This is a genomic window from Chloracidobacterium sp. (assembly GCA_016711345.1).
GTDB lineage: Bacteria > Acidobacteriota > Blastocatellia > Pyrinomonadales > Pyrinomonadaceae > OLB17.
Genome location: JADJTD010000001.1, coordinates 3,163,169 through 3,176,864, shown reverse-complemented (window position 1 = coordinate 3,176,864; position 13,696 = coordinate 3,163,169). Strand labels below are relative to the sequence as shown.

The window sequence follows — 13,696 nt, the reverse complement described above, 5'->3', positions numbered from 1 at the left end:
AAAGATCGTCTCTATAAACGATAAGGTACGCCGCGTTTTTTCAATTCAAGGTCTTCGTTTTCGAGATTCTGTAGGCGCATAGATATGTCGGCGGTCATTCTAAGATCAGCTTGCGAGCCGTTCTTTAGATGAAAATAACCGGCAGCGGCGATCATCGCGGCGTTGTCGGTCGAGAGGTGTTTCGACGGGAAATAGACAGGTAACGCGAGCCTTTTCGCTGCGTCTTCGGCAGATGTCTTGAGCGACAAATTGCATGCAACACCGCCAGCGACGATCAGAGTTTTTGGCTGTAGTTCGATGGCAAGTTTTTCGAGAGTTCCAACGAGCGCGTTGACGACCGCTGCCTGAAAACTGGCCGCTAAGTTTTTGATCGGCTGAGTCGGCTCTTCACCGTCAGCAAACGGAGCGATCTCATTTTCACGAACGTATCGTGCGACTGCCGTTTTCAGTCCGCTAAAGCTGAGATCAGGTCGGCCGTCAGATATTTTGGCCTTTGGAAATTTAACATGGCTCGCATCGCCTTCCAATGCAAGTTTCTCGATCACCGGCCCGCCCGGATAACCAAGCCCGAGCATCTTCGCGACCTTGTCAAAAGCCTCGCCCGCCGCATCGTCACGCGTCCGAGATACTACTTTATACTGCCCTTCCTTCGGTACGTAAAATATGTTTGTATGGCCTCCGGAAACTATCAAAGCCAGTGCGGGATATTCAACCTCAGGATTCTCGAACGCGACAGAATAAACGTGTCCTTCGATATGATTCACACCGATACAAGGAATGCCGAGCGAGTACGCAAGCGATTTCGCATAGCAGACGCCGACCAGCAGCGAACCGATCAATCCGGGACCTTGTGTAACGGCGATGGCGTCGATCTCAGTCAGAGACACCTCAGCCTTTTCAAGAGCTTCGGCAACTATCGGCTCGATCTTCTCGAGATGCTCACGTGATGCAAGCTCCGGCACAACGCCGCCCCAAGGCTTGTGCATTTCGATCTGCGAAGCGATCACCGACGAAACGATCTCGCGCCCGTCACGCACAACTGCAGCGGCCGTCTCATCGCAAGAGCTTTCGATGCCTAAAATGAGCATGTAACCAGATTAGCAGATTATGGGCTTGGAAATAATTTAACGATCTCCAACACTTGACGCGAGAATTCGATGCCGGTTGGAAAACGATCTTTAACTTCGGCACGAAGCCGCTCGGCATCATTGGCCAAATAGTTGGCGAGCTGTTCCTGAGAATCGACGTGATACCCCATTTTGTACTGCAAACCGTTCTTCGCAAAAAACGCGGCCGCAAAATGCCCGGTCGCCAGCAGATCGGGAATATGCTGCTCGGTCATATACTCTTCGTATTCGGCGGTTAGTTCGCTGTCAACGGTTGCGGTTACTTCGTAAATGAGCATTATCTTTCTCCGGTAAAAAGCGCTGTTTTGTTGCAAGTGATTTATTCTTAACTTAGGCGTAAAATAACACGAACAGGAACCTAACAAAAATGCAGTCCAAAACAAAAATGGCTTTTCGTCTCACAAAAACCGCTTACCTTAACTTCCTAAAATGTCCGCAGGAGTTTTGGTTGGAATATCATCAGCCGCTGTTAGTCGCAAAGGAGATTACGCTTGAACACGAGCATCTGCGTCAGCAAGGTTACGCGGTCGAGCAACTCGTCAAACAAATGTCCCGATTTCAGATGAACGATGAGATCGCAGTCGATTTTCAGCGGACATTCCAAACCGCAGACGTTGCCGCACGCAGCGACATTGTCGTGACGGACAGAGCGTCAGGCGAGATCGAAATATTTGAAATAAAATCGTCCTCATCTGTGAAAGAAGAACATTACGACGATGTTGCGTTTCAAAAGGTCGTTGCGGAACGTTCCGGCGCTAGCGTTCGCCGTGCGTATGTCATCACAATGAACAGCGAATACGTTCGCCAAGGCGAGATCGATGTCGAACAGCTATTTACTGTTACCGAAGTCACGGAAACTGTCGATCCAAGGCTCGCTCAGACCGAAGATCAAATTCAGAAGGCTTTCGAATATCTGGCTTCAACTCCTGTTCCTTCGCTTGTAGATTATTGTCTTGATAAAAAACTCGATTGCCAGTTTATCAAGCTTAATTTTCCCGGCCTGCCCGAATACACAGTTTTCGATATTTCGTTCCTCAAGCACGATAAACGCCGACAGCTTCTTGTAGACGGCATTATCGACATCGTTGACGTTCCCGATGATTTTCCACTGTCCCCAAACAGCGGTCACAGGTGCAAGCCGCCAAGTCGCGCGAAACTAAAATTGACCGCGAGAAGATAGCCAAAAAGATGAGCGAATGGGAATATCCGCTTCATTTTCTCGACTACGAAACGTTTGCATATGCAATCCCGCAGTTCGACGGCATTAAACCTTTTCAGCAGATGTGTTTTCAGTATTCGCTGCACACGATCGATCAACCAGGAGCGGAACTGCGACACCGCGAATATTTATCCCGCGGTAATGACGGCCCGCCGCGTTCAGTCGCCGAGCATTTACGCGATTCAATGTCAGGCGGCATCGGCACAGTTTTTGTCTGGTACGAAGCGTTTGAAAAGGGCCGCAACACGGAAATGGCCGAAATGTTTCCCGACCTCGCAGACTTCTTTAACGAGGTAAATGCCAAGACCTACGACCTGATGAAGATCTTTTCAGAAAATCTCTATATTCATCCTGACTTCAAAGGCAAGACATCGATCAAGAAGGTTCTGCCGGTTCTCGTGCCGTCGCTTTCGTATCAAGAACTCGGCATAAGCGAAGGCATGGCAGCGACAATAAAATGGTTTCGTGCCGCGACGTGGACGAGTATGAACGATGCCGAGCGGTTGACTATATTCAACGATCTTCAGGAATACTGCGAACTGGATACATTCGCGATGGTCGAGATCTTTCGAGTGCTTGCTGCGTTATAAAGCCGCTTGCTAGTCTCTATTAAGGCTTCTTACCTTCGTTCCAAGACGGCTTGAAATCAGAATTAACCAGCCATTGCACGGACGCGACCATCGAGTTGATAGCCTGCGTCATATGCACAAAGTCAATCGTTTTGATCTCGTCGCTGACCTTATGATAATCGGAGTGAATGCCAAAACTGGAAACTGTGTGGGCGATAATTCCTTGCTTAGCTAGCGTGTAATTATCTGATCTGCGAAAGAAATTCTGCTCCGGATGCGGATCTTGAACAAGCTTGGCACCACGCTTTGCGAGTTCAGGCCCGAGATTTGAACGCTCATAGCCGGTCAACCAAAGTTCCTCGGGCTTAACCTTCGCATCAGGACGGCCGATCATCTCAAATTCAAGATTTGCAACCAGTTTTTCTTTAGGAAAAGGAAGATTGTTGACGAAATATGTCGCACCAACGCCGCCAATTTCCTCACTGCCAAAACATACAAAATAAACTGTTCGTTTAGGCTTGTGTCCGCTGCCCAACACGCGGGCAAGTTCCAAAACCGCTATCGAGCCTGAAGCATCGTCATCTGCACCGTTATAAATTTTGTCATCGCCAGGCACATTTTCACGCACTCCTAAATGGTCGAGATGCGCACTTATAAGAATTACTTCCGCCGAGAGTTTTTTATCTGTTCCGGTGATCTTTCCGATCGCGTTCCATGTTTGTCGCGGCTTAACAACAGCCTGAACAAAAGTCTCTTTTCCTGAGGCATCTTTATCACCTGCCGGTTCGAGGCCAAACTGCATGAATTGCGAACCGATATATTCAGCCGCGATCCATTCAAACACCGTTCCACTTTGACGTCCCTGCATCGCATCGCCGGCGAGAAAGTTCATCGCCGCCCGCACATTCTTTTCATCAACTGCCGAGATGACCGGTTTCGTGCCGGTTTGCGCAAAAACATAAATACTTGATGCGACCAATAACGCCACTATCAGGCCAAGCCTTTTGAGACAATTTGGTTTCATAAGTTCTTCTATCAGGCTTCAGAAGACACGCAAATGTTCGTTAAGAAACTGATCCCGTCGTCAATTCTTACTCCGAAATTCTCCGCAATAGTCTGCCCGATGTCCGATAGCGATTGCCGCGTACCCAGACATACGCCCGGTGCGGCGGCTTTACCGTAAACAAGCAACGGCACATATTCGCGTGTATGGTCCGAGCCGCGATATGTCGGATCATTGCCATGGTCGGCGGTCATAATGAGCAAGTCGTCAATGTTCATGGCGTCGATGATCTCCGGCAATCGTGTATCGAAATGCTCAAGGGCCTTCGCATAGCCTTCCGTATCGCGTCGGTGGCCGTACAGCATGTCAAAATCGACCAAATTGCAGAATATAAGTCCATGTGAATCGGCATTCAAAGCATTGATCGTCTGATCGATTGTTTGGTCGTTGTTCTTTGCGGTCAATTCTTCCGTCACGCCGATTCCATCATAGATGGATGCGATCTTGCCGATGCACACGACATCAAGCCCGGCATCTTTCAGCTTTGGCAAGAGGTTTCTCGGCGGCGGCACTGCGTAGTCGTGACGATTCTCAGTGCGCTTAAAATCTTCGGCATTGTCTCCGAGAAAAGGCCTTGCGATCACGCGGGCAACTTGATCATCACCTTGCAGAATGTTCCTGGCGATCTCGCACATTTCATAGAGGCGGTCGATATGTACGACTTCCTCGTGAGCGGCTATTTGAAAAACACTGTCTGCCGAAGTGTAAACGATCGGCTTTCCCGTGCGGACGTGCTCTTCTCCAAGTTCCTTTATAATTTCAGTGCCGCTTGCCGGGACATTACCGAGCACGCCCGGAACATTAGCTTTGGCAATAAACTCATCTATGATCCTCGGCGGAAACCCGTCCGGAAATTTTGGGAAACCCTGTTCAAGAATTATGCCTGCCATTTCCCAATGACCAGTCGTCGTATCTTTACCATCGGACTTGAGCGTGCATTTGCCGTATGAACCCGTTGGACGTTCAACCGCTCCAAGTCCGTTGAGCGGCGCAATGTTTCCAAGCCCCATTGCCTGTAGGTTCGGAATGTTAACGTGGCGTGATTCGAGAATGTGACCAAGCGTATCAGAACCTGCGTCGCCCCACGCCGCAGCATCGGGCATTTCACCGATACCGGCACTATCCAACACCATCAAACAGACACGTTTATATTTCGACTTCATAACCCTAATTTTGCCACGAATCCGCGAAATCTTAAATTCCATGACGGAAATTGTCGCCAAGCTATCACCGTTATCACGTATTTATTGACATCACAGCGAAAAAAAGACTAAATTTTTCAATAGTTCAGACAAATTTTCCAATATTTATTTTCAGAGCCAGCAAGGAGGGCCAGATGTTTCTCAAAAGATCCGACAAGAACATTCGTTTTGCAACATATGCTTTTTTGGCATTATGTCTTACGGCTGCCGCCATTTTTTGGAGCGGCATTTATTCAACGACCACTTCGGCGCAGGCTCGATCAAGTGTGCCGACTTCCAATGCCGCGTTTGCAACATTTCCCGGATCGGGTTTCGGAGACATACCCGATGGCGGTGCAGGATGCCCTCAACCCGGTGCTCCCCTTACAATTGCTTATGAGGCTAGCGGCCTGAGCGGAGTTCCGACGGGTATCTCTCTTAGCATGACTTTGGGCCATCCATATATGGGAGATATCTCCGCGACACTATATGCACCTGACGGATCATCGCAAATACTCTTCGAACGAACCGGAGCGACCGCAGCCACTGCATTTGGCGACAATACTAATCTCGGTGCCACTTACATATTCTCGGACACCGCTCCCGCTCAACCAAGCGGAGGCTGGTGGCAGGAAGCGGCTGCTCGCACGACTGCTGAGATCATGACAGCGGGAACATACAGAACAACCGAGCCCGGAAGTTCTACGCAGACCAGTCCTGCTCCGTTCACTAACCTTGACGCCGCTTTTGCAGGAGTTGCTGACCCTAACGGAACATGGTCACTGATCGTAACGGACGGCTGTGCGGTCGATACCGGTTCAGTCACGGCTTCGACTCTCACGATCAGCACAGGCGGACCTTCGCAGGTCCAGCATGTGACAGATTTCAACGGCGACGGCAAGACTGATATCTCCGTTGCGAGAAATGAGGGCGGAACGATCGTCTGGTACAACTACGATGGCATCTCAAATCCTCCTGCCGGGATCACTTACGCCTTTTTCGGGGCGGCGGCAACGGATTTTATCGTTCCCGAAGATTTCGATGGCGACAATAAATCCGATATAACGGTCTGGCGTCCAGGTGTCGCAGGCTCTGCAGGGTTCTATACTCTACAGAGCACCAACAACACCGTGAGATTTGAGGCTCTTGGCGTCGAGAATGACGATCCTGCGGTCGTCGGTGACTATGACGGTGACGGCAAAGCCGATCCAACTGTCTATAGCTGTCCTTCGGTGTCGGGACCGGATGGCCAATGCTACTTCCATTACCGTGGCAGCCTGAATAATCCATCGGGCAACGTAACGTCAATACCATGGGGCTTTGGAGTTGACGGAGACTTTTTCCCGCTTGTCGGCGACTTTAATGGCGACGGCAAGAACGATTTCTGTATCCAACGGTCTAACCCCAGCAACCTGTCACAGGGACAATTTATTTTGCTTCTCAATTCCATTGGAACTGTCGAATATATCGACTGGGGATTCAGTTCGGACTTCCTCATTCCGGGTGATTACGATGGAGACGGAAAGTCCGATTTCTGTGTCCGCAGAACAGTTGGTGGATTTAGAAATCACTATGTTCTTTTGCGAACCGGAGCGGGCTTCTTCCAGCAGTGGGGAATCACGGGTGATGTGTCGGTTCCCGGCGACTATGACGGTGATGGCAAGACAGATATAGCAGTCTGGCGTGGAAGCTCGACACCGGGACAGACTGCTTTCTACATCCTCAATTCCGGAAACAACTCGGTTCGAGCGTTCCAATGGGGACAGTGCCCGGACGCCAGCAATTGCGACTATCCACCCGCAAATTGGTCAGTGCATTAAATTGTCAAAGAGCAATGAACTCAAGGCCCGGCAACTTCGCCGGGCCTTTTTTTATCAGTTTGCGGGGGCGGTATAACCTTCGCGAGACCTTACCGTGGCTCCGGCGGGCAAACCCTTGAGTTCAATTTTTATCTTGCGATAAGTTCCGTCGCGTTTTTCGTTCGACGAATAATAGCCGATAGAATACTTTGTTCCGATCTCGTCTGCGACAATCTTAAAGGCTGCTCGTGCCTCGCTGAGATCGCCGACGGGAAATACTTTCCCGCCCGAAGTTTTGGCAAGGTCATGCATCTCGGCGTCCGCTGTTTCATATAGCGTTTTGCTGACCGCAAGCCGCTCAAATTCGCCAAGCTGGCAAAAACTTGTAGCTCTTTCCATACCCTTGCCCTTTATGCCACGATAGTAGCGCCTGATCTGTGCAGTAGAAAAGCGTATCGCCAAGTTGCAGTCTCCGGAAAGCTGAGATTCGAAATCGTCTCGCGTGTCAACCTGGATAAAAAAAGATATGATCCCGGCATCACTGAGAGCTTCCTTGACCTCATAAAAATCCGAAGAGCTTACAGAATCTACACCGTCAGTCAATGCAACCAGCGCTCGCCGTCCGCGAAATTGCTCCTGCGGCGGATCGCGAAAAACATTATTCACGACCTTCATCAGCGAGTCGTAGTAAGGAGTGCTGTTGCTGGTCCTGACACTGTCGATCGCCGTGCGAAGCAGTTTACGGTCGGACGTGAGCGGACTAACGACCTCTTCCACGGCAAACGCCTGATTGTCCTTGCGTTCAGTGCTGTACGCAATGATCGCAACGCGGTCGCCGGGCCTCAGTGAAGCTACAAATGACTGAGCCGCGCTTTGTATCAGGCGCAGGTCCAACCTTGCCGAGCCGGAAGTGTCGAGCAGCAGAGCAACTTCGAAAGGTTCGGTCGTTGTGGAAAAATCGACGATCTCCTGCCGCTTGCCGTCTTCGGTGACGATAAAGTTTGAGGCCTTCAATCCACGCAGCGGCGTGCCGTTTGCCGAAACAACCGCAATAGGCACATCGACAAGCTGCGTATCGACTCGAATGACCTCGTCATTCTCGGTCGGCTTCGGCGTCTGTGCAAAAGCGCAAACAGAAATTCCAAGCATAAACATCAGCAATGGAAAAAACATTCTCAAACGCATAAAAACGATCTGCCTCACTTATACTTTCTAAAATAGATTACATTCAAGTGTGTAACTAATACCTAAACGCGGTCATCGTCGGCTTGTCGCCGGTTGCTCCGAACTGGAAAGCGATGAACGCTCCGTTCGAACTGTTCTGGCGATACCATGTGCCGTCTGACGGTCGGAAGACATTGATATCAGTTTTGCCGTCACCATCAAAATCACCCGGCGCAGGTATGTCGCTGGCTAGCCCAAAGACTTTGTAGTCGTAAACCGAATTCGAACTATATTTCAGATACCAGATGCCGTCTGTCGCTCGATATGCACCAAGGTCGGTCTTGCCGTCGCCGTCGTAGTCTGCTGGCGCGATAATGTCCGTTCCAAACCCAAACAATTCGCCATAGAGCGAACCGTCGCCGCTGTTTATCCGATACCACGCTCCGGACGATGGCCTAAATACCGCGATGTCGGACTTACCGTCGCCGTCAAAGTCTCCGACTGTCGGCTTGTCTTCACCTGCTCCGAATTGAATACCGGAGAACGACCCATTTGAGCTGTTCTGCCGATACCAAGTTCCGGTCGATGGACGAAACACAGAAACATCAGCCTTTCCATCGCCATCATAATCAGCGGGTGTCGGCAAGTCTTCTGCAAGCCCAAACACGTAATACTCGACTGTTCCATCCGAACTCTTGAGTACATACCAAATCCCAGTCGAAGGCCTATAAACAGCTATGTCAGTCTTCCCGTCACCATCATAGTCAGCCGGAGCTATCTTGTCCGAACCAAACCCAAACAAAGTTCCATAAAGCCCAGCCTGAGATTGCTGGATATACCAAGCTCCATCCGTCGGACGAAACACCGAAATATCTGTCTTGCTGTCACCGTCGTAGTCAAATAAGGCTTGGCTTGGAAGTCCTTCTGCCTCATAAGATCCGATATCAGTTCCGTCAGCCGCATTGGGGATGGATGCCAGATCCTTTGGCCTCATTGACAATCGCTGGTCATATATAACGCCCGAACCTGCATTATTGCCTGCGTCGAGAGCATCACTACGTGACAGCAGGGCGTGTGTTGGAGTTGTTCCGCCGTAATTGCCTAGCGGAGCAAGGCGTGGAAAGGCATTGATTTTGTCACCAGTGGCGTTTAGGTAACCGCCGCCGTTATCGTTCGTCAAATTAAAGCCTTGAGAAACATACGTTGCTTCCGGTTGTATAAAAGCACTCAGATTATTGGGCGAATTGTTAGCTATTATGGTATTACGCAATGTAGTTGTTGCTTGATCAACGGGACTGGCAGTTGTATAAATACCTCCACCTGTGCCCGCTGAATTATTGGCGATTGTACTGTTCACAACATTCAGTGTGCTTTCGTCAATGGCAGAAAAAAACAGAATACCTCCGCCCGCGCCGGTCGTCGAATTGTTAGCACTTATAGTGCTGTTGAGGATCTTTAAGTTTGATCCACTCTCGCCATAGAAGCCAATTCCGGCACCGCCGAAATCGCCCGCCGTGTTGCCGCTGATCGTGCAGCCGTTGAAAACGGCGTTTATGGGAGTAAAGAAGACTCTAAGATGAACACCGCCTCCGACATTTGATGCATAATTGCCGGTGATATGCACATAATTCAACGTTAAGTTCCCGAAGCTGACGATCCCGCCGCCATATTCCGCTCGCCCGTTCGCGATGGTCATCCCTTCGAGCCTGACATTCGACGATACACCCGCAATCGAAAAGACGGAAAAATCCGCTGCACCATCCGCACGCCGCACCGTCAATTTGTTCGCTCCCGGACCGAGTAGTGCCATCGGAGTATTGATCGAAGGCAAAGCGGTTTGGAGTTCTATGACTTGAGGTGCTGGGAAAAGAGAGCCGGCAAACGTAATAAAGTCCTCGCCTGGACCGTTTTCATTAACAGCATTGATCGCTTCACGCAATGTGCATTCATTGTCATCACAAACCCCGTTTCCAGGATCATTAAGCGAATTGATCGTCAACACGATTGGCGGAATTGTCGGTGTTGCGGTAGGCGTACTCGTTGGAGTAGTCGTCGGCGTTGAAGAGACAGTATTTGTCGGCGTCGAAGAAGGACTTCCTGAAACAGTCGGCGTTGGTGTGCTGGTTGCGGTTGGGGTCGAGCAGCTTCCGGTGACGATGAAGCCTTCGAGGCGGAATGCTTGTTCGGGGAAAGATGGATCTATGCCGCAGACGGCTCCTCTATTGGCAAAGTTCACGCACTGCGGGATGGAGTAGCCGCCGCCCGGATTTTTCCATTGGGCTACGCTCAAAGACGGAAATGCGGCTCGATTTGCCCAGGCCCATTGTCCGCCGGGCGTGAAATCCATTCTCGCCTGGACCGATGCCCAGTAAATTCCCGTTTGAAGAGTAACGCTCGACGGCAAAGTTATCTCGAACTCATCCCCATTTTTTGTATAACTCAATCCGTTGAACACTGAGGAGCCGATCCTTACATTGAATGAGTCTGCGGGGCCTGAGCCGTTGAAGTAGATGCCGCGTGCAACTATCTTTTGTATCGCCCAGCTTTGACCCGACGTGACCGTGAAATCTTCCATCGCCTCGGCATCGAATGCGTTATTGGCAGTCTCAAAATCCTGCGACGCCGTTCCGTTCGTTCCAAAGTTGCTCATCTGGTCCCAGAGCACTTGCGAAGAACATGTACCTCCTAGCGGCACTGAGACCTCGGAAGCCGGGTTTGCGGCTACATGCTCACTGCCGGTAACGGACAACATAAAATACATAACTGCGGCTATGCCAATAATGGTAAAAATGATCAGTCTTTGCATAAGTACAGTTTACTCCCACGATCCGGCAAAACAGCAACAAAAATAATACTAATACAGTGGTGGTTGAAAATATTTCAGTTCGCCTGTCCCAAGGTGTCCCACTGTCCCACTGTTTTTTTTCAAGCATTTTTGCTTGCAATCTTGTCTCACAGATGCTACAAACCATTATATAGCACACATCGCGATCTGTAAATGATATTTGAACAATGCATCTTTTGCGAGGAACACACATGAACACGAAACACACATTACAATATGCAGAAGAGCCGGATCTTGAGGGTCTTGTCGTCGTCAAGAAATTTAACGAATGGATGGCGCAGGTATGTTCGGTGCCTGTGTCGAAGCTGCTTTTCGGGCAGTTGTGGATTGAGGGCGAGATCGCGGTGCTGACAGGCGATCCCGGAGCCGGAAAGAGCCTGCTCGCGGTGCAGATCGCCGAAGCCGTTGCACGCGGCAAAGGTTATGCCGGCAAGATCACGCCTGAAGGCGTAACTCTGAACGATGAGCTTGCGTGTACGTCGGCGGCGCAAAAGGTTCTATATATAAACCTGAAACAATCATCAAAACAATTCGCAATGCGATATGCCGAGGAGCACGATCCAGAGGACGGCGAGACTCTCAAAAACCCATACAAATTCTCAAAAAACCTTCACCGCGTGGACATCGACATCCATTGCAAAGTGCCGGACGGATATAAGACGTTTGACGAAATCCTGCCGCTGCTTGTTGAGAAGCTGGCACATAAATACAAAGCAAAAGTCGTCATCATCGACAGCATAACTTATTTGCACCGTTCGGTTTACGGCTACCGCGAGACGTACGCGATGATGAAGGGACTGCATCGCATAAAAACAAAGCGCGGCATCTCGATACTCGTGCTGGCGAGGTCGTCGAAGTACGGTTCGGTGCGTGAAAGTGCCGCCGGAAGCTGCTCGGCCTTGTTCAGCCGGTTTGCCGACAGCGTGTTTAAGCTGGGCACGAGCAGGCTCGATCCATCTGCAAGATATCTGAAACAAATGATCGTCCACAGCAGCGAAAAGATCTTTGACGAATCGCGCGTAGCATCGCTCATGCTCAAGCGGCTCGGCGGCAACTTTCTCGGCTTTGAGCATTACGGTTATCACGCTGAGAACGATCACAAACATCAGACGAGTGACGACCGGCTTTGGCCCGCGATCGATAAAGTAAAGAGATTGTCGGACGAAGGAAAAAGCATTCGAGAGATCGCTGCGGAACTCGATATTCCGAGAACGACCGTTCACCGCTATCTGCAAATGTGGAACAAAGAGATCGGCGCTGCTATGAAGCGGGAAACATTTGTACGCGAGCAATACGACCCGACAAAAGACAAAAACCATTTCCCCGGCCACGAAGAGTACGACGAAGCGAAGAACCACCCGAAATTCGGACTGCTTTACGACCCGAGCATTCCCGACAACGACCCGCAATACCGGCTGCTGATGCGCGAATACGGCCTCATCGACAACGCTTCTTATAGAGCAAGTAAGGCGTACGAAAAGACCGGCATCACTCCGAAGCTCATCGAAGACAAACAGTATGCGGAGTTTATAAAAGACGTTTATGATGTCGGTCAATTTCCGCCGGAGATAGACGCAGATGACGCAGATAACGAAAAAGACAAAGATAAAGACAAAGATCATTCTTCATCTGCGTCATCCGGGTCATCTGCGGTTAACGAACGTCATTCACGCAAAGGCTGGCCGACCGTCAATGAAAAAGGAGTGCCGATCGATCTGACTAAATTGCCCCAAGGGGTGAAACACTCGCTCAACGCCTTCGACCACGACATCTGGATCGAAACCGAGGACGAATACACCGGCAAACCGGCCATATGGTATTCGTTTGACTCGAAAGGCCGATTAAAAAAACACGTCCGCGACTCCTTGGGCGTCAAGAGCATCCTCATCGACAAACCCGACGGCCCACGTAACGGAATTATCTGGGTTGATGAAGACGAAAACGATCGTGAGGAGGTTGACTAGTTTTTTGGGCCGTGTCCTCTGTGTCTTCACTTTGTGTTCTCTGTGTTGAGAAAACATCTAAACACAAAGTCCACAAAGCGAAGACACAGAGAACTCTGAGAAGAGCAAAAATCGGTGGAACCAGAGCGGCGGCATAGCCGCGAAAGTTTGGGAGACTCATCCGGCGAGGCATAGCCCTCGCCGCTCAGCGAGGGGCAAGGCCCATAAGAAAATTTCTGTTGAAACCAGTTAAGCGGAAAAGGCTTCGCGGATGGCGAAGCCTTTTGCTCTACTAAATTGTTGCTTCTAACTAAACGTATTTGTCGATGACCTTGGCGATCGCTTCGCGGGTGACGGCGCCCACTATGCGTTCTTGTTCTTTGCCGCTTTTGAAGACGATCAACGTCGGAATGCCGCGAATTCCGAACTGCTGCGGGACGTTCATGTTTTCGTCAACGTTCATCTTAAAGACACCCGCCTTTTCCTGATACTCTTCGGCGATAGCCTCGACGGTCGGGGCGATCATGCGGCAAGGGCCGCACCATTCGGCCCAAAAGTCCACCAATACGGGCTTGTCCGAGCCTAAAACATCGGTTTCAAAATTTGTGTCTGTTGCTTCTTTTGCAAAATGTGCCATTTTTTCTCCTACCATAACTATAAGTACGAAATTAAATTCTAACGGTTCTATTCGATTTTTGCCAAGCGTGTCCGTAGCCCGCACGTAAGTAAGGGCCGTCCTGGAATTCTATGTGGTCAATCTTCATTCCTCGGGTCGACACTGTGTCT

Annotated in this window: 11 protein-coding genes; 4 read left to right on the top strand and 7 right to left on the bottom strand. The window is 50.2% G+C overall.

The annotated features are described in order from the left end of the window. Positions 1-11: 11 nt before the first annotated feature. On the bottom strand, positions 12-1,088 hold the full coding sequence (tsaD, locus tag IPL32_13150) for a tRNA (adenosine(37)-N6)-threonylcarbamoyltransferase complex transferase subunit TsaD (GenBank protein MBK8466770.1): 1,077 nt from the start codon (positions 1,086-1,088) through the stop codon (positions 12-14). A gap of 17 nt (positions 1,089-1,105) precedes the next feature. After that, positions 1,106-1,405 (bottom strand): DUF4286 family protein, encoded by a 300-nt coding sequence (locus tag IPL32_13145; protein MBK8466769.1) that lies wholly within the window; start codon positions 1,403-1,405, stop codon positions 1,106-1,108. 89 nt (positions 1,406-1,494) lie between these two features. On the opposite strand from IPL32_13145, the gene IPL32_13140 reads away from it, so the two are divergent. Both IPL32_13140 and IPL32_13135 read left to right on the top strand, forming a co-directional pair. After that, positions 1,495-2,307 (top strand): hypothetical protein, encoded by an 813-nt coding sequence (locus IPL32_13140; GenBank protein ID MBK8466768.1) that lies wholly within the window; start codon positions 1,495-1,497, stop codon positions 2,305-2,307. Positions 2,308-2,315: 8 nt separating this feature from the next. Then, the gene (locus IPL32_13135) at positions 2,316-2,936 is read left to right on the top strand and encodes a DUF2779 domain-containing protein (GenBank protein MBK8466767.1); all 621 of its coding nucleotides are present in this window, start codon (positions 2,316-2,318) and stop codon (positions 2,934-2,936) included. 19 nt (positions 2,937-2,955) lie between these two features. Here the strand turns inward: IPL32_13135 and IPL32_13130 are convergent, their stop codons facing one another. Both IPL32_13130 and IPL32_13125 read right to left on the bottom strand, forming a co-directional pair. Next, positions 2,956-3,807 (bottom strand): M20/M25/M40 family metallo-hydrolase, encoded by an 852-nt coding sequence (locus IPL32_13130; protein ID MBK8466766.1) that lies wholly within the window; start codon positions 3,805-3,807, stop codon positions 2,956-2,958. A 143-nt stretch (positions 3,808-3,950) separates the two neighbouring features. Further along, complete coding sequence (locus IPL32_13125) at positions 3,951-5,141, bottom strand: phosphopentomutase (GenBank protein MBK8466765.1); 1,191 nt, start codon at positions 5,139-5,141, stop codon at positions 3,951-3,953. A gap of 173 nt (positions 5,142-5,314) precedes the next feature. Between IPL32_13125 and IPL32_13120 the strand changes: the two genes are divergently transcribed. After that, a complete protein-coding gene (locus IPL32_13120) occupies positions 5,315-6,979 on the top strand; it encodes a VCBS repeat-containing protein (protein MBK8466764.1) in 1,665 nt (554 codons plus the stop codon). A gap of 54 nt (positions 6,980-7,033) precedes the next feature. Here IPL32_13120 and IPL32_13115 read toward each other — a convergent pair whose 3' ends face one another. Together IPL32_13115 and IPL32_13110 are read right to left on the bottom strand one after the other, a co-directional pair. Further along, complete coding sequence (locus tag IPL32_13115) at positions 7,034-8,143, bottom strand: VWA domain-containing protein (protein MBK8466763.1); 1,110 nt, start codon at positions 8,141-8,143, stop codon at positions 7,034-7,036. Positions 8,144-8,198: 55 nt separating this feature from the next. Continuing rightward, complete coding sequence (locus IPL32_13110) at positions 8,199-10,928, bottom strand: VCBS repeat-containing protein (protein ID MBK8466762.1); 2,730 nt, start codon at positions 10,926-10,928, stop codon at positions 8,199-8,201. Between the two features lie 230 nt (positions 10,929-11,158). Here IPL32_13110 and IPL32_13105 point away from each other — a divergent pair, with 230 nt between their 5' ends. Next, a complete protein-coding gene (locus tag IPL32_13105; protein ID MBK8466761.1) occupies positions 11,159-12,931 on the top strand; it encodes an AAA family ATPase in 1,773 nt (590 codons plus the stop codon). 289 nt (positions 12,932-13,220) lie between these two features. Here the strand turns inward: IPL32_13105 and trxA are convergent, their stop codons facing one another. Further along, positions 13,221-13,547 carry a thioredoxin gene (gene trxA / locus IPL32_13100; GenBank protein MBK8466760.1) on the bottom strand — a complete coding sequence of 109 codons (327 nt, stop codon included), beginning with the start codon at positions 13,545-13,547 and terminating at the stop codon, positions 13,221-13,223. Between the last annotated feature and the right edge of the window lie 149 nt (positions 13,548-13,696).